We start from the raw sequence: 20,562 nt of genomic DNA, 5'->3' as shown, positions 1-20,562 counted from the left end.
GGCGCCAAGCGGCAGGCTCCAAGCCGCTTGGCGCTCAAACCGAAGGTTTGAAGACATGCGCTATATCAGCACCCGTGGCCAGGCACCGGCCCTGAATTTTGAAGATGTATTGCTGGCCGGTCTGGCCAGTGATGGCGGTTTGTATGTACCGGAAAACCTGCCGCGTTTTACCCAGGAAGAAATCGCTTCCTGGGCAGGTTTGCCGTACCACGAGTTGGCGTTTCGGGTGATGCGCCCGTTTGTTGCCGGCAGCATCCCGGACGCGGACTTCAAAAAGATTCTCGAAGAAACCTACGGTGCGTTTTCCCACGCAGCGGTAGCACCACTGCGCCAGCTCAATGGCAATGAATGGGTGCTTGAACTGTTCCACGGCCCGACCCTGGCGTTCAAGGATTTTGCCCTGCAACTGCTCGGTCGTTTGCTTGACTACGTGTTGGAAAAACGTGGCGAGCGCGTAGTCATTGTCGGTGCGACTTCCGGTGATACTGGCTCGGCTGCGATTGAAGGCTGCAAGCATTGCGAAAACGTCGATATTTTCATCCTGCACCCCAATAACCGGGTGTCGGAAGTGCAGCGTCGCCAGATGACCACACTGTTCGGTGACAACATCCATAACCTCGCCATCGAAGGCAACTTCGATGACTGCCAGGAAATGGTCAAGGCCAGCTTCGCCGATCAGGGTTTCCTCAAGGGCACGCGCCTGGTTGCCGTGAACTCGATCAACTGGGCGCGAATCATGGCCCAGATCGTTTACTACTTCCATGCAGCCCTGCAACTGGGCGGGCCGCACCGTTCCGTGTCGTTCTCGGTGCCTACCGGCAACTTTGGCGATATTTTTGCGGGCTACCTGGCACGCAACATGGGTCTGCCGATCAACCAGTTGATCGTTGCCACCAATCGCAACGACATCCTGCATCGTTTCATGAGCGGCAATCAGTACGCCAAGGACACCCTGCACGCGACCCTGTCGCCGTCGATGGACATCATGGTGTCATCGAACTTCGAGCGTCTGTTGTTCGACCTTCACGGTCGCAATGGCGCGGCAGTTGCCGGCCTGATGGATACCTTCAAGCAAACCGGCAACTTCAGCGTTGAAGATGACCGCTGGACCGAAGCGCGTCGCCTGTTCGACTCGCTGGCGGTGGATGATGAGCAAACGTGCGAAACCATCGCCCAGGTATTTGCCGAGAGCGGCGAAGTGCTGGACCCGCACACTGCCATCGGTGTGCGTGCCGCCCGCGAATGCCGTCGTAGCCTGGATATTCCAATGGTTATCCTGGGCACTGCGCACCCGGTCAAGTTCCCTGATGCGGTTGAACAAGCAGGCATAGGAAAAACCCTTGAACTGCCGTCGCACCTTTCTGACTTGTTTGAACGAGAGGAGCGCTACACGGTGTTGGCCAATGACCTCAAGGCTGTTCAGGCCTTTGTCAGCCAGCATGGCAATCGCGGCAAGGCCCTTTAAAGGCATTCGTCTTACGCGTTTTGAAGCCCGTCATCTGACGGGCTTTTTTGTTTGTGCATGGCAGACTTGTTCGGTTTTCGCCCCCGTATGCTGGCGAGCGCTCAGTCAAGGATGCTGTCATGTCACGTCTTCGCCGGGCATCTGAAACATGGATGCGCCTAGTGCTGTTTATGGGCTTTTTAAGCGTTATGCCGCAGGCCATTGGCAACCACGGATTGCCCTTGAGCCTTGGAACAGGCCCTGTCGAGTTCAAGCCGCTGCAACTGGATGCCGCTGATCAGCAATGGCTGGCCAATCATGGCGCGCTGCGGGTTGGTATCGCCCTCGGCGATCACGAACCTGTCGATATCACCAATGACCGCAATCAATATCAAGGCCTCAGTGCCGATTACCTCAGTATCGTGCGCGACAAACTGGGTGCAACTGTTGAAGTCCTTGGTTTCAGAAAACGCGATCAAGCCGTTGCAGAGCTGTTGGCCGGGAAGATCGACATTCTGACCAGTGCCAGTGGTTTTGAACGAGGGGTCGAGGGGATCACTTTTTCCCAGGAGTACATGACTGATCGGCTGGTTCTGGTCGGCCGTGCAGGTGAGGCTAAACCGGTTACAGGCTGGGCCGGTAAAAAAATCGGGGTGGTCGATGGCTACGTCGATATTCTGACCGTCCATGCGTTTTACCCTGACAGTGAGATCATAAACATTCCCGATTTGCACAGTGCGATGGAAACACTGGCAGAAGGGGGCGTTGATGCGTTTATCGGTAATGAACTCATTGTGCAGTCATTCAAAAGCATTCGGCCTTATTCGCAACTGCACATTATCGGGGACAGCGCGTTACCTGTTTACGGACTCGCATTTGCATCCCGTCGTTCTGACCCTCAGCTTGCTTCCCTGATCGAAAAAGCCCTGTCCAGCCTTGATGAGAGCACCTCGCGCATGGTCCTTTCCCGCTGGACGACCGGCCTTGAAGGCAGCATTGCGCAACAACGCATCAACCTGCTGCCTGGCGAGCGGGAGTGGATCGCGCGTAATCCGGTTGTGACCCTGGCTACACAGCAGTTTGCGTTGTACTCCTTCAGGACCGGGGACGGTCGATGGGCGGGGTTGAGCATTGATATTCTGGCGCGTATTTCACGCATGACCGGCTTGCAGTTTGTGCATAAAGAGGTGTTTTCAACCGCGCAAACCTTGGCCATGCTCAAAAGCGGCAAGGCGCAAATGAACGCCAGCCTCTCCAGAAGTCGTGAGCGCAAAGCCTATTTGAACTTCACCCATTCCTACGGTGGCGCTCCCTGGGTTTTTGTCGTGCGCGTCAATGATTCTCGCCTGGGGTCATTGGACCAGCTATCCGGAAAAACCCTGGTGCTTCCAGCAAGGCATGCCCTCGAAGACTTGGTTCGACGTGAATACCCTGCAATCACCCTGCGGCTGGTCGATACCTATGCCCAGGCGCGCCACGCGGTCGCTCAGGGCGAGGCGGATGCGACCGTCCAGAGCGAGACCCAGGCGCATTTGTATCCGCCGGGGCGTCTCAAGGTCGGGCGCAGTGTGGACGGGCGCTGGGCTGCCGCCAGTTTTTCGATACCCGACCAGTACCCTGAGCTGCTCAGCATCATGAACAAGGCTCTGGAGGCCATACCAGTGACCGAATTTCGCGCGTTGAGAGCCAACTGGCTGGGGGGCGTTGGCAAACCGCTTGTTATCGACAGTGGCTTGTATCATTCCGAGTGGCTGTACTGGGCGATAGCGGGTTTGCTGGTAGTCGGCCTCATGCTGTTTTCATACAACCGATTTTTACGTAGGCAACTGATTATTGGGCGCCAGCTTGAACAAGCCCTGCAGGCGCAGCTGGAGCTCAGCCAGCGTTATCTGGATGGCATCCCCAGCCCGATCTTTGTGCTGGGCCTTGAAGGTCAGTTGCTCACCTGCAATCAATGCTATGAAGAGCGGTTATCGGTCAATCTGGCGCAGATTTGCGGGCTGAAGGTCACGGACGTCAATTTGTTTCCTGATCAACTGGCCCAGCAGTTTCAGGGCGAAATCATGCACATGCTGCAAAGCCGAAGGCCTTACTACCAGAAGCGTTGGGTGGAGTTTAAATCGGGAGGTATGGAGATCTATCAGTGGACCGTCCCGTTTTACTCCGTTTCCGGACGTTTGGAGGGCTTGGTAGGAGGGTGGTTTGATGAGCATGAAGCCAGAAAGTGGGACTCGTGAGACTGGTTTCAAAGGTTAAATACAGTTTTTTGAACTTCCCCCTGCTTTTTCGGATATGTCCGATGTTTCTTGGTCGTTAGGCCTACTAAGGTTGATCTCCTCGATAACAGTAGGTTTATGTCTGAAGGCCCATGATGCGACCTCTGAAAGTATTGATTCTTGAAGACAACCCATTTCAGTTGATGGTGCTGCATCAGATGCTCAACGCATTCCGTATTTTCGACGTGCTGACGGCCGTAAGCGTGGATTGCGCCCGCAACTCTTTGCTCAAGAGCGGGGGCATCGATGTCGCCATTTGTGATCTAAATATGCAAGGGGCATCAGGTCTGGAGCTGATCAGCGAGTTGGCGCTGAAGCGTAAAGCGAGTGCTTTGATCATCCTGAATGCTACTGAGCCTCAAGTCGTCGAAATGGCGGTCTGTATGGCTCGCAAGCAAGGTCTCAAGGTGTTGGGTTGCTTGCCCAAGCCCGTAACCATAGGCGGGTTGGGGCAATTGCTGGAGTCATACCGGAGTTCCTTTTTGAGAACGGGTAGTGCGAATTAATTGCATATGCCGGGGGAACTTCCTGCGATTTCTGCGTGTCTGATTTTGCATCGGCAGGATCAAGCATATTGCTCCGATGTTTGTAGCCTGTTGAGCAGGTCATCTTGACCTTGTTAAACCCCGAGTTGTCTCCCCACTTCTCGGGGTTTTTTTATGGTTTTTTTGTCACTGCGGATCCGGATGTGGCAAGTGCATCGGCCCGATTTTGGTAAGTACCGCATTAACGTTGCGAATGACTTCGCGACCGTCAGGTGTGTCCGAACAGCCGACGTAAATGGTTTGATACTCGGGGGCACCCTGAATGGGGTAAAACACCATTGTTTCGGACGACAAGCCCTGTTGGCTGATCTTGGCCTGAATTTCCGGCCAATATCCCAGTAGCGCCTGGATGCGACCTGCATGCTGCATCTGCAACAGACTGCCCAGCGGGTCGTTGCCGTAATGCATGAAAAACTGGCTCGCCGGGCTCTGTGACAGCAACTCGTCAACCCACACGCCATAGCTACGTTTGGCGATGAGCCCAAGCTTCAAGGCTTGAGCATTTAACAGGCTCGGCAAGTCCACCTTGTCATCATGGACAAAGGGGGCGATCAGTTGTTGGTCCTTGCGCAGAATCGCCATGCCATTGCTGTGTAAAACCGCAACAGGCACGGAGTAGATAATCGAGCGGGCCCGGGCAGGGTTCCAGATCAGGGCCGGATCGCAGGTCAGAGACGGCTCTGCAAGCATTTGCAGGGCGCGGGCGCGGTTAACCGGCATGACCACGTGTTGGTACTGCGGCATGCTATCTATCAGGATCTGCGTCACTTGATCGATGATGCCCTGACCTTTCTGCGGGCCGTAGAACACGGTCAATGGCGGCAAGTCACGCATCAGCCAGATGAGCTGTTGCTCGGCCTGGCTGCAGGGCGTCCATGCCAGTAAAAGCGAGGTGATCAGGCCTGCCCAAGGGCTTCGCCACTTCGAGCGATGAGTCATTGTGCTGATCTCCTTCGGTCCCACCAGGAATGGGCCATCAGCCTAAATGGCACCGGTTTGCTTGAGGTTGGCGATTGCGGCGGCGTCGTACCCCAAGCTGCCTAATACTTCATCATTGTGGGCACCCAGTTCGGGTCCAACCCAATCTGCAGAGCCGGGGGTATCAGACAGCTTGGGTACGATGCCGGGCATTTTGAAGTCTTTACCGTCAGGCAGCCTGGCTTGCAGAAACATTTCACGGGCTAAAAACTGTGGGTCAGTGAACATGTCTTCTGCCGAGAAAATACGGCTGGCGGGCACTTGTGCCGTGCCCAGCCGCTCAAGCACTGTCTCCAACGGTAACGAGCCGACCCAGCGGTCAATAACCCCGTACAGCTCATCACGACGTCCATCTCGGCCATCATTGCTGGCAAGTGCCGGGTCATTTGCCAGGTCATCACGACCAATGATCTGCATAAAGCGTTTGAAGATTGCGTCGCCATTGGCGCCGATCTGAATGTGCTTGCCGTCCAGGCTGGTATGGATCGAAGACGGGGTAATGCCCGGCATGATGTTGCCCTTTCGCTCACGGATAAAACCGAAGACATCGAACTCGGGCACCATGCTTTCCATCATGGCAAAAATGGCCTCGTAGAGCGCCACATCCACCACCTGGCCCAGCCCCCCGTTAACTTCGCGATGACGTAAAGCCATCAGGGCACCAATCACGCCCCACAGTGCGGCAATCGAGTCGCCAATCGAGATGCCGGTGCGCACCGGCGGGCGATCCTCAAAGCCAGTGATGTAGCGCAGCCCGCCCATGGATTCGCCGACCGCGCCAAACCCCGGCTGGTCTTTCATCGGGCCGGTTTGACCAAAGCCGGAGAGGCGGACCATCACCAGTTTCGGGTTCAGCGCGTGCAGCACATCCCAGCCCAGGCCGAGTTTTTCCAGCACGCCGGGGCGGAAGTTTTCGATCAGGATATCGGCGTCCGCCAGCAATGCCTTGAGGATGTTCAGGCCGTCAGGGTGCTTGAGGTTCAAAGTCAGGGATTTCTTGTTGCGCGCCTGGACGAACCACCACAACGACGTGCCTTCGTATAGCTTGCGCCACTTGCGCAGTGGGTCTCCGCCATCCGGGGATTCGACCTTGATCACCTGTGCGCCAAATTCGGCGCAAATGCGTGATGCAAAAGGCCCTGCGATCAGGGTGCCCAGTTCGACGACTTTGAGGCCCGAAAGGGGTTTGGTGGCGAGCGTCATGTGCAATCCTTGTCCGGGGGGAGCGAGCGAGTACAGCCTTTTAACATAGCCGAGCGCTCGCAAGAAGCTGGCCGATTCGTTGAATGACAGTGTATCGGTTAGACTTGCCGCCTTTCTCCGTATCAAGAAGCCCGTTCATGGCACAGCCGTCCACGACCTACAAGTTTGAACTCAACCTTACCGATCTCGATCGCGGGGTCTATGAAAGCGTCAAGCAGACCATCGCCCGTCATCCTTCGGAGACCGAAGAACGCATGACCGTGCGCCTTCTGGCCTACGCCTTCTGGTACAACGAGCAGCTGTCTTTTGGTCGTGGTCTGTCTGATGTTGACGAACCAGCCTTGTGGGAAAAAAGCTTGGATGACCGTGTTTTGCACTGGATCGAAGTCGGCCAGCCTGATTCTGACCGCCTGACCTGGTGTTCGCGCCGCACTGAGCGCACCAGCTTGCTGGCCTATGGCAGCTTGCGCGTGTGGGAAGGCAAGGTGATTCCAGCGATCAAAAACCTGAAAAACGTCAATATCGCTGCCGTCCCGCAAGAGATTCTTGAAATACTGGCCAAAGACATGCCACGAGTTATCAAGTGGGACGTGATGATCAGCGAAGGCACGATCTTCGTGACCGACGATCGCGGCCAGCACGAAGTGCAATTGCAGTGGCTGCAAGGCGAACGCTAAGCCGCACCATTTTTTTACGATCTAGAGACCTATCACCCGCTTATGCGCATCGAACCTCGCCCACTGCCTCAAATCCTGCCTTTTCTGGGCGAAATGCCAACCCTGCTGACGCGTCTTTACGCGGCACGGGGCGTGCAGTCTCAGGCTGAACTGGATAAAAGCCTGGCGCGGCTGATCCCGTATCAGCAGCTCAAGGGCATCGATGCCGCCGTGGATTTGCTGGTAGTGGCGCTCGAACAGCGTCAGCGCATCTTGATCGTCGGCGATTTTGACGCCGACGGTGCCACGGCCAGCACCGTCGGTATGCTCGGTTTGCGGTTGCTGGGGGCGGCCCATGTCGATTATTTGGTGCCGAACCGCTTCGAATACGGCTACGGCCTGACCCCGGAAATCGTCGAAGTCGCGCTGACCCGTACTCCGCAGTTGCTGATCACGGTCGACAACGGCATCTCCAGTATCGAAGGTGTAGCCGCGGCGAAAAAGGCCGGGTTAAGCGTGCTGGTGACCGACCACCACTTGCCGGGCAACGAGTTGCCAGCGGCTGACGCCATCGTCAATCCCAACCAGCCCGGCTGCGATTTTCCGAGCAAGGCGCTGGCTGGGGTAGGGGTGATCTTTTATGTACTGATCGCTTTGCGTGCGCGCTTGAACAGCCTGGGCTGGTACCAGAACAGCAAGGCGCCGAATATCGCCGAATTGCTGGATCTGGTGGCACTGGGCAGCGTGGCCGACGTGGTGCCGCTGGATGCCAATAACCGGATTTTGGTGCATCAGGGACTTGAGCGAATCCGTGCCGGGCGTGCTCGTCCGGGGCTCAAGGCGATTTTGGAGGTGGCCAAGCGTGACCCTTCAAAAATCACCTCGACCGATCTGGGCTTTATTCTGGGGCCACGTCTGAACGCCGCCGGGCGTCTGGACGACATGAGCCTGGGCATCGAATGCTTGCTCACCGATGATGCCAATGCGGCGCGAGAAATGGCCGCGCAACTGGACGAGATGAATCAGGACCGCAAATCCATTGAGCAAGGCATGCAGCGTGAAGCTCTGGCCCAGCTCAAGGACCTGACCATCGACAGCATGCCGTTTGGCTTGTGCCTGTTTGACCCTGAGTGGCACCAGGGAGTGATCGGGATTCTGGCTTCGCGTCTCAAGGAGAAGTACTTCCGGCCGACCTTCGCTTTTGCCGATGCGGGCGACGGCATGCTCAAAGGCTCCGGACGTTCGGTGCCTGGGTTTCATATTCGTGATGCGCTCAGCGTGGTGGCCGCACAACACCCGGACTTGATCAGCAAATACGGTGGGCATGCGATGGCTGCCGGCTTGACCTTGCCCGAGGCCAACTTCCCTCTGTTTTGCGAGGCATTTGATGCCGAAGTCCGACGTCAATTGCGTGAAGAAGACCTCACGGGGCGCATGTTGTCCGACGGCAGCCTGGCGGTTGAAGAGTTTCATCTGGAGCTGGCGCGGGCTCTGCGCAATGCTGGCCCGTGGGGGCAGCACTTCCCCGAGCCGTTGTTTCACGGGGTGTTCCAGCTGGTAGAGCAACGCATCGTTGGCGAGCGGCATTTGAAAGTTGTGCTCAAAACCGAATGCGGCAGCGTAAAGCTTGACGGCATCGCTTTCGGGATTGATCGCGACGTGTGGCCGAACCCGACCATTCGCTGGGTCGAGCTGGCCTACAAACTCGACCTCAACGAGTTCCGCGGCAATGAAACTGTGCAACTGATGATTGCCCATATCGAACCGCGCTAACTCACGCCCGCAAACTTTTTTGTAGCAGCTGTCGAGCTCCGCGAGGCTGCGTTCGGGTGCGCAGCGCCCGTGAATCCTGAATCAAGGATTTGTCTGAACTACCGCAATGCCAGGCTTTGCGGCTGCTACGCACCCGAACGCAGCCTCGCGGAGCTCGTCAGCGGCTACGAGGACTTGCGCCCCTATTAGAGTCGCTACAGGTTTTGTACTGAACTCCCCCTCATCCAGTGATGTCGACTAGGCTCTAACGAAGTATCTGGAGCCCGCCCACTGGAATTAGAGGTGACCCATGAGTCTGCTGCTCGAACCCTACACCCTGCGTCAACTGACCCTTATTAACCGCATTGCGGTCTCGCCAATGTGCCAGTACTCCAGCGTCGACGGGCTGGCCAATGACTGGCATCTAGTCCATCTGGGTAGCCGCGCTGTTGGTGGCGCTGGGCTGATTTTTACCGAAGCCACCGCCGTAGTCCCTGAGGGACGTATCACCGCCCAGGACCTTGGGTTGTGGAATGACGAACAGATCGAACCCCTGCAACGCATTACCCGCTTTATTCGCGCTCAAGGGGCCGTGGCCGGTATCCAGCTGGCGCATGCCGGGCGCAAGGCCAGTACCCATCGGCCCTGGTTAGGCAAGCACGGCAGCGTCAAGGTGGAGGAGGGCGGCTGGGTGCCCGTCGGGCCTTCGCCAATTGCTTTCGACCCACAGCACACTGCGCCGACGCAGTTGGACGAAGCCCAGATCAGTGAGGTGATCCAGGCCTTTGTCGCCGCCGCCAAACGGGCGCTCGAGGCGGGTTTCTCGGTGGTTGAAATACACGCGGCCCATGGTTATCTGCTGCATCAATTCCTTTCGCCTTTGAGCAACCAGCGTCGTGACCAATATGGTGGCTCTTTCGAGAACCGCATTCGTCTGGTGCTGCAAGTGACCGAGGCTGTACGCGAGGTGTGGCCACAAGAGTTGCCGCTGTTTGTGCGGGTCTCGGCCACCGACTGGGTGGAAGACGGTTGGAACCCGGATGAAACCGTTGAGCTGGCACGACGTCTCAAGGTGCTGGGCGTTGACCTGATCGATGTATCTTCGGGGGGGACTGCGGCGGCGGCCGAGATTCCGGTCGGGCCGGGTTATCAGACACGCTTTGCCGAACGTGTACGCAAAGAAGCTTGTATCGCCACCGGTACGGTGGGGATGATTACCGAGCCTGCGCAGGCCGAGCATATTCTGCGCACCGGTCAGGCCAACCTGATTCTGCTGGCCCGTGAGCTGTTGCGCGACCCGTACTGGGCGCTGCACGCAGACGATGACCTGGGCGGTAAAAAGGCCACTTGGCCAGCCCAGTATCAGCGTGCTACTCACCGTGATCAGCCGATCCATGAGTCCGATCTGCGCGACTGATTCGACGTTTTTTTCACGCTAAACCCGCCTGGTGGCGGGTTTTCTGGCTCCCTTGAACCCTGTTGCGAGAGGATGTTTATGAGTACGCGAGGATTGCTTGATCAGTTACTGAAATCCGGCCAGCAAATGCTGGAGAAAAAAACCGGCGCTCAAGGTAGCGCTTCCAGTTCCAGCAAAGGGGGCCTGGGTGATTTGCTCGGCTCTGGTGGGTTGGGCGGTTTGCTCTCAGGTGCCGGAGGCGGTGCGTTGGCAGCCAGTGCCCTGGGCTTGCTGCTGGGAAACAAAAGCGCGCGCAAGTATGGCGGTCAGGCGTTGACCTATGGTGGCTTGGCCGCATTGGGCGTGCTGGCCTACAAAGCCTATGGCAACTGGCAGGCCAATCAGGGCACTGCACCGCAAACCGAACCACAAACCATTGACCGCGTAGCGCCGGCGCAAGTCGAGCAACATAGCCAGGCGATCCTCAAGGCCCTGGTGGCTGCCGCCAAGGCGGATGGTCATGTCGATGAGCGCGAGCGGCAGTTGATCGATGGCGAGCTGAGCAAATTGAATGGCGACCCTGCGTTGCGCCAGTGGCTGCAAGCAGAGCTGAACAAACCGCTGGACCCTGCGGAGGTGGCAAGTGCCGCCAGCACTCCGGAAATAGCCGCCGAAATGTATATCGCCAGCCTGATCCTGGTGGATGAAGAGCATTTTATGGAGCGTGCATACCTGGAAGAGCTGGCCAAGCAGCTCAAGCTCGACCCTGGCCTCAAGGCCGAGCTGGAAGCACAGGTCAAACAGGCCCAGGGCTAAAGCCCTCTGCGGTATGTCTATTTCAGCGCCCCGGTCCGCAATGGCCCGGGGCGTTCCTGTCTAACCCCCCCCCTGTTTATGCCAACTCGCAGCTCTTTTCTGCGAACCGCTGCCACTTCGCCGTCATAATCTCCTGCTAGCTTGCCCGCAAGAAATATTTTGTTACGTTTGATCAGGAATCTGTAATGAGCGACGAGACAGACCAGGACACCCAACTCCCGGCGGATAGCAGCCGCCGTCGGTTTCTCGCCGGTGCCGCTGCACTGGGCGTAGGCGCAGCCACCTTGAGCGCTTATGGTGGATCAGGGCCTGACAGTCCCGCCAAAACGGCGCCGCTGACGCCTGCCGAACTGGACAGCAAGCTCCACGAACAGGTCAAGACCATCGTGGTGATCTATGCCGAGAACCGCAGTTTCAATAATCTGTTCGCCAACTTTCCCGGCGTCGAGAAGCCGTTGTCGGCACTAAAGCCCGCCGATTACCAACAGCGCGACCGCGACGGTAGCCTGTTACAGACCTTGCCACCGGTCTGGGGCGGGGTAGTGCAGACAGGGCCGCAAACGGTCGATGGTGTGACCTACGCTCCTGGTGTGCAGTACCAGGAAAACCTGGCCAACGCCCCGTTCGCCCTCAAAGGGCCCAATCAGGAAGATCTACCGCTGAACCTGGTGACCCGCGACCTGTGGCACGTGTTTTATCAGAACCAGATGCAGATCAACGACGGCAAGAATGACCAGTTCGTCGCTTGGGCAGACTCCGGTGGTTTCACCATGGGTTACTACGCCCAGACGCGGTATTCGCTGCGTCTATGGGACGTGGCGCGGGAATTCGTGCTGTGTGACAACTTCTTTCAGGGAGCATTTGGCGGCTCGTTTCTCAACCACCAGTACCTGATCAGCGCCACTGTGCCGTTCTATCCGAACGCAGGCACTTCAGTTGCCGAAGCCCAGATTGCCGTGCTGCAAGGGGACGACCCGACCGGCACGCGCCTCAAACCCCTGGAGAAATCACCGGCCAGTGCCATGACCGGCGCGCCGCAGTTCGGCCCAAGCGCACTGACACCCGATGGTTTTGCGGTAAACACCATGGCTCCGCCTTACTGGCCAACCTGGATCCGCGACCCTGAGCGACCGGACTACGCCAAGTCCGACCTGCCGAGCGTGCTGGTGCCACAAACCCACGAGCATATCGGCGACAAGCTGAACCAAAAGAATATCGACTGGGCTTGGTATGCCGGTGCTTGGCAGGCCACGCTGGAGCAGTTCAAGGGATCGGAGGGGATTCCCAAAATTCCTGGCTTCCAGTACCACCACCAGCCGTTCAACTACTTCGTGAACCAAGGCCCGGAGAACCCGAGCGAGCGCAGCAAACGCCTGCGTGACGGTGGCCTGGGGGACGAGGCAAGTACCAACCGCTTCTTGGCCGACGCCGAGGCTGGCAAGTTGCCTGCGGTGTGCTTCTACAAGCCCCAGGGCAACCTCAACCTGCATGCCGGTTATGCCGATGTAGCTGCTGGTGATCGCCACCTTGATCGCGTGCTCAAGGTGCTACGCAACAGTGCGCAATGGGAGAACATGGTGGTGGTGCTCACAGTGGACGAAAACGGTGGCTGGTGGGACCACGTCGCTCCGCCCAAGGGTGACCGCTGGGGGCCAGGTACGAGAATTCCGGCATTGGTGGTGTCGCCTTTTGCACGCAAGGGTACGGTGGATCACACGGTGTATGACACGGCATCGATCCTGCGCCTGATCACTCGCGTGCATCAGTTGGAAATGCTTGATGGCCTCAAGCAGCGCGACGATGCAATGAAAGCCCGCGGCCAGGCGCCCATGGGTGACCTGACCAATGCACTGACGTTTTAACGCGTAATCACGGTGCTCTGTGGGAGCAGGATCGCTCCCACAGAGCAATGAGTTCAAATCGAGATCTCCTACACGTTTTGGATATTTTAAAATGTAGGTTTTTTTGTTTATTGCTGTGAGATCCGTCTCAACCGCTGTGCGAATCATTGCGTACCCTCGGCTATACTCACCATCATTTTGTATAGCTCCCCGAGGATCGACTGTGAAGAACTGGACGTTGCGCCACCGCATATTGGCGAGCTTTGCGGTAATCATCGCCATTATGCTGTTGATGGTTGTTGCTGCTTACTCGCGCCTGCTGTCGATCGAGAGCAGCGAAGAGACGGTACGCACCGACTCGATCCCCGGGGTTTATTACAGTTCGATGGTTCGCAGCGCCTGGGTCGACAGTTATGTCTTGACCCTGGAACTGGTGGGTTCTATCAACCAGCGTGCTCTGACCAACGAAGACCGCAAGCTGTACGCCAGCTACCAGGAACGTTTGAACAAAGAGCTGGATAATTACCGCAGGACTATCTTTGAAGGTGAAGACAGGGCTCGCTTTGATGAGTTCCTGGGGCTTCGCAAAGATTACGATCAACTGCTGGCCAGTGTCCTCGACCTGTATCAGAACAAGGATTTCGTACAGGCCCATAAGGTGCTTTCCGAGCAACTGGCGCCAGCCTGGATGGCCGGCCGCATGCAGCTCAACGAGGTCATCGACAGCAATCGTGATTCGGCCTCGACTGCGACCGATAACATTGCCCATGCGGTATTGACCGCCAAGTTAAGCATGATTATTTCGCTGATCATTGCCGTGCTGGCGGCGGCCCTCTGTGGCTTCCTGTTGCTGCGGGCGATTATGTCGCCGATGAAGCGCATCGTTTCGATTCTGGAGGTGATGCGTTCCGGTGACTTGAGCTCACGCTTGAACCTGGAGCGTAAGGATGAGTTTGGCGCGGTTGAAACCGGCTTCAACGACATGATGGCCGAACTGACCTCGCTGGTATCTCAAGCTCAGCGCTCTTCGGTGCAAGTCACCACGTCAGTGACTGAAATCGCCGCCACTTCCAAGCAACAACAAGCCACGGCCACTGAAACCGCAGCGACCACCACCGAAATTGGCGCCACGTCCCGCGAAATTGCAGCCACGTCCCGTGACTTGGTACGCACCATGACCGAAGTGACCTCGGCAGCCGATCAGGCCTCTATACTGGCCGGTTCCGGGCAGCAAGGCCTGGCCCGCATGGAAGAGACCATGCACTCGGTAATGGGCGCCGCCGATCTGGTAAACGCCAAGCTGGCGATTCTTAACGAGAAGGCCGGCAACATTAATCAGGTGGTGGTGACCATCGTCAAAGTGGCCGACCAGACCAACCTGTTGTCACTCAATGCTGCCATCGAAGCTGAAAAAGCCGGTGAGTATGGTCGTGGCTTTGCCGTCGTCGCCACTGAAGTCCGCCGGTTGGCCGACCAGACGGCTGTGGCCACTTACGATATCGAACAGATGGTTCGCGAAATTCAGTCAGCGGTCTCTGCAGGCGTGATGGGCATGGACAAGTTTTCTGAGGAAGTACGTCGCGGTATGTCCGAGGTGCAGCAGGTAGGCGAGCAACTGTCGCAAATCATTCATCAGGTTCAGGCTTTGGCGCCGCGAGTGCTGATGGTCAATGAAGGCATGCAGGCTCAGGCGACGGGCGCCGAGCAGATCAATCTTGCACTGGTACAACTGGGCGATGCCAGCAGCCAAACCGTCGAGTCCTTGCGTCAGGCCAGCTTTGCGATCGACGAACTCAGTCAGGTTGCCGTTGGGCTGCGCAGCGGCGTTTCGCGTTTTAAAGTCTGATGAGCGAGCTTCTAGCCAAACACTCAGGCGCCAAGGTGTCGAAAGAACGCCTGTTTTTGGTGTTTTACATCGCCAGTGAACGCTACGCACTGGCGGCCACAGATGTGGTCGAAGTGCTGGCACGTTCGCCGCTCAAGCCGATTGCCCAGGCACCCGCTTGGGTGGCCGGGGTGTTTGCTCATCGCAATCGGATGGTGCCGGTGATCGATATCAGCGCCATGACCTTTGGTAGCGCGGCGGTGGCGCGTACCAGCACCCGGCTGGTGCTGGTCAACTATCGCGGCCAATTGCTGGGGATGCTACTGGAGCAAGCCAGCGACACTTTGCGCTGTGATCCGGCGGACTTTCAGCCCTATGGTCTGGATAACCGTGATGCACCTTACTTGGGGCCGGTGCGTCAAGACGAGTCAGGGCTATTGCAGTGGTTGAGTGTGGATGACCTGCTTAGCCCCGCTGTGTATGCACTGCTGTTTCCTGCGAGCGATGACGGTGCTTGTGAGCAGGTGATCGCATGAGTGACGATCAACGTTTTTTCGATTTCCTGAAGCTGCGCATTGGCCTGGACGTGGCCTCGGTCGGCCCGGCAATCATTGAGCGTGCCGTTCGCCAGCGCTGTTCTGCACTGAACATGGCCGATAACGATCGCTACTGGCAGCACCTGCTCAGCTCCCAGGATGAGCAGCAAGCCCTGATCGAATCAGTGATCGTGCCCGAGACCTGGTTCTTTCGTTACCCTGAATCGTTTGCCACGCTGGGGCGTCTGGCCAGAGAGCGTCTGGCCGAGATCGGCAGTCGCCGCGCCCTGCGTATTCTGAGCTTGCCGTGTTCAACCGGCGAAGAGCCTTATTCGATTGCAATGGCGTTGTTTGATGCGGGGTTTGCAGCGCATCAATTCAAAGTCGAAGCGCTGGATGTCAGCCCGCTCTCGGTGCAGAGGGCGCAGAGAGCGCTGTATGGAAAAAACTCATTTCGTGGGCAGCAAACTGACTTTCGCGAGCGTTACTTCAGCCTTGAGGACGACGGTTATCAGCTGTCGGCACGGGTATGCGAACAAGTCAGCTTCAATGTCGGAAACTTGCTGGACCCCATGTTGCTGGCCAGCTTCGAGCCTTTTGACTTCGTGTTCTGCCGCAACCTGTTGATCTACTTTGATCTTAAAACCCAGCAGCAGGCACTGGATGCACTCAAGCGCATGACCCGTGATGATGGCGTATTGTTTATCGGCCCAGCCGAAGGCAACCTGCTCAGCCGGCTGGGCATGCGCTCGATCGGTGCGCCGCAGTCGTTTGCCTTTTGCCACAGTCGTGAGCCATTACCTGCAGCCCGCCCTGTGCTGGCTGAATTCAAGCCGTTGATCCGCCCACAACGGGCAGTGCCAGTGCCGCCACCGGCCAGCCGACCTTTTGCCCCGCGACCTCAAACCTCTACCGCGCAAAAGCCGAGTTCACTGACAGATGAACCGAAAGCGCTGCTGGAGCAAATCGCCAGCTTGGCCAATGAAGGCAAAAGCAATGAGGCACGGGCCGCCTGCGAACAATTTTTGCAACGACATGAGCCCCAGGCCGAAGTGTTTTACTGGCTGGGTTTGCTCAGCGATGTTCAGGGTCAGACATCCCAGGCACAGGTTTTTTATCGCAAGGCGCTGTACCTGGAGCCTCAACATTCTGAAGCACTGGCCCATCTGGCGGCCCTGCTGGCTTCGCAAGGCGATGTCGCAGGCGCCCAGCGCTTGAACGAGCGCGCTGCCCGTAACGGGCGTTCCGCCCACAGTGAGCGTAAATAATGAGCGCTTTAGCAGCCCAGAACTTGATCCACTCCGAAGCACAAGACATTGATGACTGCTGGAACCGTATTGGTATCTACGGTGACAAGAGCTGCCCGTTGCTGGAGCAGCATATTCATTGCCGTAACTGCGCCGTCTATTCGAGTGCCGCGACCCGTTTGCTGGATCGTTACTCATTTGAACAGGAACATCAGGAACTCAATGCACCACAGGCGCATGAAGAAAAAGTCGCTACGTGCTCGCTGGTGATTTTTCGTTTGGGTGACGAGTGGCTGGGGCTGGCCACGCGATGCCTGGATGAAGTCGCACAAATGCAGTCGATTCACTCCTTGCCGCACCAGCGCTCCAGGGCTTTGCGCGGTGTGGCCAATGTGCGCGGCACATTGGTGCCGTGCCTGTCGCTGGTCGAACTGCTGGGGCTGGACCCATCGGTGCCTGGCGCAACATCGCTGCGGATCATGCCGCGCATGCTGATTGTGGCGGCTCACGGCGGGGCGGTGGTACTGCCGGTGGATGAGGTGGATGGTATTCACAACATCGCCGAGCATGAATTAAAAGCGGCGTCGAGTTCAGGCGAGCATGCCAGCGCCAAATACACCCAGGGTGTGCTGCAGTGGAAAACCCGCAGCCTGCGCTTGTTGGATGAAGAGCAACTTTTGAGCGCAATCACCCGGAGCCTCACATGACCCCCGAGCAAATGCGCGACGCCTCGTTGCTCGAGCTATTCAGCCTTGAGGCCGAGGCGCAAACCCAGGTGCTCAATGCCGGTTTGCTGGCGCTTGAGCGCAACCCGACGCAGGCCGATCAGCTTGAAGCCTGCATGCGTGCGGCACACTCGCTAAAGGGCGCAGCCCGGATAGTCGGAGTGGACGCCGGGGTCAGTGTTTCCCATGTGATGGAAGACTGCCTGGTCAGCGCCCAGGAAGGCCGTTTGTACCTGCAACCCGAGCATATAGATGCTCTGTTGCAGGGCACCGATTTGTTGATGCGCATTGCCACGCCTGGCAGTGACAACGTCGGTCCGGCAGATATTGACGCCTACGTGACACTCATGAACGGGTTGCTGGACCCAGCGAACGCGCATGTGGCACCGCCCGAATTTGATGTGTCGCAACTGTTACTGGCACCCATGCCGCACGCCCCCGCACCTTTGCTTGAGCCGTTATTGCAGGCCGAGCCCGAGGTTGCGCCAGAGCCAATGCGTCGCCCCCAGCGGCTGACCGAAAGCGGCGAACGGGTGTTGCGGGTCACGGCGCAGCGCCTGAACAGCCTGCTCGATTTGTCCAGCAAATCGCTGGTAGAAACCCAGCGTCTCAAGCCCTACCTGGTGACGTTACAGCGCCTCAAACGCATGCAGGGCAGCAACCTGCGGGCAATGGATACGCTCAGTGAGCATCTCAAGACCATGGTCCTCAGTCATGAAGCCGAAGAGGCGCTGGCAGATGCCCGGCGCATTCTGACTGAGTCGCAGCGCTTGCTCAGTGAGCAGACCGCCGAGCTCGACGAGTTCTGCTGGCAGGCTGGTCAGCGTGCGCAATTGCTCTACGACACCGCACTGGCTTGTCGTATGCGCCCGTTTGCCGATGTCCTGGTCGGGCAGGAGCGCATGGTGCGTGATTTGGGCCGCGCCTTGGGCAAGCAGATTCGCCTGGAAATCGAAGGCGAAAAAACTCAGGTCGACCGCGATGTACTGGAAAAGCTTGAAGCGCCACTGATCCATTTGTTGCGTAATGCCGTCGATCACGGCATCGAAACTCCGGAGCAGCGGCTGCTGGCGGGTAAACCTGCCGAAGGTTTGATCCGCTTGCGCATCTCCCACCAGGCCGGTTTGCTGGTGCTTGAACTGAGCGATGACGGGGCCGGTGTTGATCTGGATCGTTTGCGCCGCACTATCGTTGAGCGTCAGCTGTCTACCGAGTCGACGGTGGCGCAACTGAGCGAAGAAGAACTGCTGACCTTTCTGTTTTTGCCGGGGTTCAGCCTGCGTGACATCGTGACCGAGGTTTCGGGGCGTGGCGTGGGGCTGGACGCCGTTCAGCACATGGTGCGCCTGCTGCGCGGTGCCATTGTGCTGGAGCACACTGCGCAACGTGGTAGCCGCTTCCATCTGGAAGTACCGCTGACCTTGTCCGTGGTCCGCAGCCTGGTGGTTGAGGTCGCAGACGAGGCCTATGCCTTCCCGCTGGCGCATATCGAGCGTATGCGTGACCTGCAACCGGACGAAATCGTGCAACTTGAAGGCCGCCAGCACTTCTGGCATGAAGGCCGGCATGTGGGGCTGGTTGCCGCCAGCCAGTTGCTGCAGCGTCAACCCAGCCAGAGTGACGATGAAACCCTGAAAGTCGTGGTGATTCGCGAGCGCGACGCGGTCTATGGCGTGGCCGTCGAGCGCTTTATCGGTGAGCGAACCCTGGTGGTATTGCCCCTCGATCCGCGCTTGGGCAAGGTGCAGGACATTGCGGCCGGGGCCTTGCTTGACGATGGTTCCCCCGTATTGATCGTAGATGTTGAAGATATGCTGCGCTCGGTCGACAAACTACTCAACACCGGACGTCTGGAGCGTATCGATCGGCGTAATCGGCATACCGCAGAACTGACCCGCAAACGTATTCTGGTGGTCGATGACTCGCTGACGGTGCGCGAATTGCAACGCAAGCTGCTGCTTAACCGGGGCTATGAAGTGGCTGTGGCGGTGGATGGCATGGACGGTTGGAATGCCTTGCGTGCCGAACACTTCGATCTGTTGATTACCGACATCGATATGCCGCGCATGGATGGCATCGAACTGGTCACTTTGTTGCGTCGTGACAGTCGATTGCAATCGATGCCGGTGATGGTGGTGTCTTACAAGGATCGAGAAGAAGACCGTCGGCGCGGCCTGGATGCAGGAGCCGACTATTATCTAGCTAAAGCCAGTTTCCATGACGATGCCCTGCTCGATGCAGTGGTTGAACTCATTGGAGGAGCCCAAACATGAGAATCGCCATCGTCAATGATATGCCCTTGGCGGTTGAAGCCCTGCGTCGGGCGCTGGCGTTCGAGCCCGCCCATCAGGTGATTTGGGTCGCCGCAGATGGCGAGGAAGCAGTGCGCCTGTGTGCCGAGAACACGCCGGACCTGATTCTGATGGACCTGATCATGCCGGTGATGGATGGCGTCGAAGCCACGCGCCGGATCATGGCCGAAAGCCCGTGCGCCATTGTGATCGTTACCATCGATCGCGAGCAAAACGTCCATCGCGTATTTGAAGCCATGGGTTTTGGTGCGCTGGATGTGGTGGACACCCCGGTGTTGGGTGGCAGTAACCCCAAGGAGGCGGCGGCGCCCTTGCTGCGCAAGATCCTCAATGTCGGCTGGTTGATGGGCCAGGGTGAGAAGCGTGTCCCACCGGTATCCGCCCAGCCTCGTGTCCCGGGTATGCGGGGCGGGTTGGTGGCGATCGGTTCGTCGGCAGGCGGCCCGGCAGCGCTCGAAACCTTGCTCAAAGGTCTGCCGAGGAACTTTGAAGCGGCAATCGTGCTGGTTCAGCATGTTGATCAGGTTTTTGCGGCCGGAATGGCCGAGTGGCTGAGCAACTCGTGCGGGCTCAATGTTCGTTTGGCCCTCGACGGTGAAGCGCCTCTGGCGGGGACCGTGCTGCTGGCGGGCACCAACCACCATATCCGGCTATTGAAGAATGGCACGCTGGCCTATACCGCCGAGCCGGTAAATGAAATTTATCGACCTTCGATAGATGTATTTTTTGAAAGTGTTGCCCGGCACTGGAGTGGCGATGCGGTGGGTGTGCTGTTGACCGGAATGGGGCGTGACGGGGCTCAAGGCCTCAAGCTTATGCGCCAGCAGGGCTTTCTTACCATTGCCCAGGATCAGTACAGCAGTTCGGTGTACGGCATGCCCAAAGCGGCGGCCGCCATCGATGCCGCGGTTGAAATCCGCCCCTTGGACAAGATTGCGCCACGCTTGCTGGAGAAATTTGCCAAATGACTGGTAAAACCCGACAGGACTGGCTTGAAGGTTGTAATTCAG

16 protein-coding genes are annotated in these 20,562 nt (G+C 57.8%); 14 read left to right on the top strand and 2 right to left on the bottom strand.

From position 1 onward, the window contains the following. Window positions 1-55: 55 nt before the first annotated feature. From thrC to V6L79_RS22660, 3 genes are all read left to right on the top strand, one after another. Window positions 56-1,465, top strand: coding sequence for a threonine synthase (gene thrC, locus V6L79_RS22670; protein ID WP_261739500.1), 1,410 nt, complete (start codon window positions 56-58; stop codon window positions 1,463-1,465). Between the two features lie 119 nt (window positions 1,466-1,584). Further along, a complete protein-coding gene (locus V6L79_RS22665) occupies window positions 1,585-3,681 on the top strand; it encodes a transporter substrate-binding domain-containing protein (protein ID WP_338579540.1) in 2,097 nt (698 codons plus the stop codon). 131 nt (window positions 3,682-3,812) lie between these two features. Then, window positions 3,813-4,226: a response regulator gene (locus V6L79_RS22660; RefSeq protein ID WP_261739497.1), complete on the top strand. Its 414-nt coding sequence runs from the start codon at window positions 3,813-3,815 to the stop codon at window positions 4,224-4,226. Window positions 4,227-4,391: 165 nt separating this feature from the next. Here V6L79_RS22660 and V6L79_RS22655 read toward each other — a convergent pair whose 3' ends face one another. Next, window positions 4,392-5,204, bottom strand: coding sequence for a TIGR02285 family protein (locus V6L79_RS22655; protein ID WP_261739496.1), 813 nt, complete (start codon window positions 5,202-5,204; stop codon window positions 4,392-4,394). A gap of 42 nt (window positions 5,205-5,246) precedes the next feature. Continuing rightward, window positions 5,247-6,446, bottom strand: coding sequence for a CaiB/BaiF CoA-transferase family protein (locus V6L79_RS22650; protein ID WP_338579539.1), 1,200 nt, complete (start codon window positions 6,444-6,446; stop codon window positions 5,247-5,249). A gap of 137 nt (window positions 6,447-6,583) precedes the next feature. Between V6L79_RS22650 and V6L79_RS22645 the strand changes: the two genes are divergently transcribed. From V6L79_RS22645 to V6L79_RS22595, 11 genes are all read left to right on the top strand, one after another. After that, window positions 6,584-7,123, top strand: coding sequence for a YaeQ family protein (locus V6L79_RS22645; RefSeq protein ID WP_321834410.1), 540 nt, complete (start codon window positions 6,584-6,586; stop codon window positions 7,121-7,123). Window positions 7,124-7,165: 42 nt separating this feature from the next. Next, window positions 7,166-8,875, top strand: coding sequence for a single-stranded-DNA-specific exonuclease RecJ (gene recJ / locus V6L79_RS22640; RefSeq protein ID WP_261739493.1), 1,710 nt, complete (start codon window positions 7,166-7,168; stop codon window positions 8,873-8,875). Window positions 8,876-9,164: 289 nt separating this feature from the next. Then, the gene (locus tag V6L79_RS22635; RefSeq protein WP_321834409.1) at window positions 9,165-10,271 is read left to right on the top strand and encodes an NADH:flavin oxidoreductase/NADH oxidase; all 1,107 of its coding nucleotides are present in this window, start codon (window positions 9,165-9,167) and stop codon (window positions 10,269-10,271) included. A 78-nt stretch (window positions 10,272-10,349) separates the two neighbouring features. Beyond that, window positions 10,350-11,066, top strand: a complete 717-nt coding sequence (locus V6L79_RS22630) for a tellurite resistance TerB family protein (RefSeq protein ID WP_261739491.1) — start codon at window positions 10,350-10,352, stop codon at window positions 11,064-11,066. A 185-nt stretch (window positions 11,067-11,251) separates the two neighbouring features. Then, entirely contained in the window at window positions 11,252-12,928 is a 1,677-nt protein-coding gene (locus V6L79_RS22625; RefSeq protein WP_338579538.1) for an acid phosphatase, read from the top strand. A 202-nt stretch (window positions 12,929-13,130) separates the two neighbouring features. Next, the gene (locus V6L79_RS22620; protein WP_321837544.1) at window positions 13,131-14,753 is read left to right on the top strand and encodes a methyl-accepting chemotaxis protein; all 1,623 of its coding nucleotides are present in this window, start codon (window positions 13,131-13,133) and stop codon (window positions 14,751-14,753) included. Next, complete coding sequence (locus V6L79_RS22615; protein ID WP_261739488.1) at window positions 14,753-15,268, top strand: chemotaxis protein CheW; 516 nt, start codon at window positions 14,753-14,755, stop codon at window positions 15,266-15,268. Before V6L79_RS22620 ends, V6L79_RS22615 begins: the two co-directional genes overlap by 1 nt. After that, the gene (locus V6L79_RS22610; protein ID WP_261739487.1) at window positions 15,265-16,536 is read left to right on the top strand and encodes a protein-glutamate O-methyltransferase CheR; all 1,272 of its coding nucleotides are present in this window, start codon (window positions 15,265-15,267) and stop codon (window positions 16,534-16,536) included. Before V6L79_RS22615 ends, V6L79_RS22610 begins: the two co-directional genes overlap by 4 nt. Further along, window positions 16,536-17,222, top strand: coding sequence for a chemotaxis protein CheW (locus V6L79_RS22605; RefSeq protein ID WP_321834403.1), 687 nt, complete (start codon window positions 16,536-16,538; stop codon window positions 17,220-17,222). Before V6L79_RS22610 ends, V6L79_RS22605 begins: the two co-directional genes overlap by 1 nt. Next, a complete protein-coding gene (locus V6L79_RS22600) occupies window positions 17,219-19,513 on the top strand; it encodes a hybrid sensor histidine kinase/response regulator (protein ID WP_338579537.1) in 2,295 nt (764 codons plus the stop codon). Before V6L79_RS22605 ends, V6L79_RS22600 begins: the two co-directional genes overlap by 4 nt. After that, the gene (locus V6L79_RS22595) at window positions 19,510-20,520 is read left to right on the top strand and encodes a chemotaxis response regulator protein-glutamate methylesterase (RefSeq protein ID WP_321834402.1); all 1,011 of its coding nucleotides are present in this window, start codon (window positions 19,510-19,512) and stop codon (window positions 20,518-20,520) included. The genes V6L79_RS22600 and V6L79_RS22595 overlap by 4 nt, the downstream gene beginning before the upstream one ends. Window positions 20,521-20,562: the final 42 nt, after the last annotated feature.

The sequence above is a fragment of the Pseudomonas sp. ML2-2023-6 genome, from assembly GCF_037055265.1.
In the GTDB taxonomy this organism is placed as follows: domain Bacteria; phylum Pseudomonadota; class Gammaproteobacteria; order Pseudomonadales; family Pseudomonadaceae; genus Aquipseudomonas; species Aquipseudomonas kulmbachensis.
This window is presented reverse-complemented; position numbering and strand designations above follow the sequence as displayed.

Excerpts from the sequence above, each read along its gene's own strand:
- thrC (WP_261739500.1), top strand. The coding sequence starts at position 56 with ATGCGCTATATCAGCACCCGTGGCCAGGCACCGGCCCTGAATTTTGAA.
- V6L79_RS22665 (WP_338579540.1), top strand. The coding sequence starts at position 1,585 with ATGTCACGTCTTCGCCGGGCATCTGAAACATGGATGCGCCTAGTGCTG.
- V6L79_RS22660 (WP_261739497.1), top strand. The coding sequence starts at position 3,813 with ATGATGCGACCTCTGAAAGTATTGATTCTTGAAGACAACCCATTTCAG.
- V6L79_RS22655 (WP_261739496.1), bottom strand. The coding sequence starts at position 5,204 with ATGACTCATCGCTCGAAGTGGCGAAGCCCTTGGGCAGGCCTGATCACC.
- V6L79_RS22650 (WP_338579539.1), bottom strand. The coding sequence starts at position 6,446 with ATGACGCTCGCCACCAAACCCCTTTCGGGCCTCAAAGTCGTCGAACTG.
- V6L79_RS22645 (WP_321834410.1), top strand. The coding sequence starts at position 6,584 with ATGGCACAGCCGTCCACGACCTACAAGTTTGAACTCAACCTTACCGAT.
- recJ (WP_261739493.1), top strand. The coding sequence starts at position 7,166 with ATGCGCATCGAACCTCGCCCACTGCCTCAAATCCTGCCTTTTCTGGGC.
- V6L79_RS22635 (WP_321834409.1), top strand. The coding sequence starts at position 9,165 with ATGAGTCTGCTGCTCGAACCCTACACCCTGCGTCAACTGACCCTTATT.
- V6L79_RS22630 (WP_261739491.1), top strand. The coding sequence starts at position 10,350 with ATGAGTACGCGAGGATTGCTTGATCAGTTACTGAAATCCGGCCAGCAA.
- V6L79_RS22625 (WP_338579538.1), top strand. The coding sequence starts at position 11,252 with ATGAGCGACGAGACAGACCAGGACACCCAACTCCCGGCGGATAGCAGC.
- V6L79_RS22615 (WP_261739488.1), top strand. The coding sequence starts at position 14,753 with ATGAGCGAGCTTCTAGCCAAACACTCAGGCGCCAAGGTGTCGAAAGAA.
- V6L79_RS22610 (WP_261739487.1), top strand. The coding sequence starts at position 15,265 with ATGAGTGACGATCAACGTTTTTTCGATTTCCTGAAGCTGCGCATTGGC.
- V6L79_RS22605 (WP_321834403.1), top strand. The coding sequence starts at position 16,536 with ATGAGCGCTTTAGCAGCCCAGAACTTGATCCACTCCGAAGCACAAGAC.
- V6L79_RS22600 (WP_338579537.1), top strand. The coding sequence starts at position 17,219 with ATGACCCCCGAGCAAATGCGCGACGCCTCGTTGCTCGAGCTATTCAGC.
- V6L79_RS22595 (WP_321834402.1), top strand. The coding sequence starts at position 19,510 with ATGAGAATCGCCATCGTCAATGATATGCCCTTGGCGGTTGAAGCCCTG.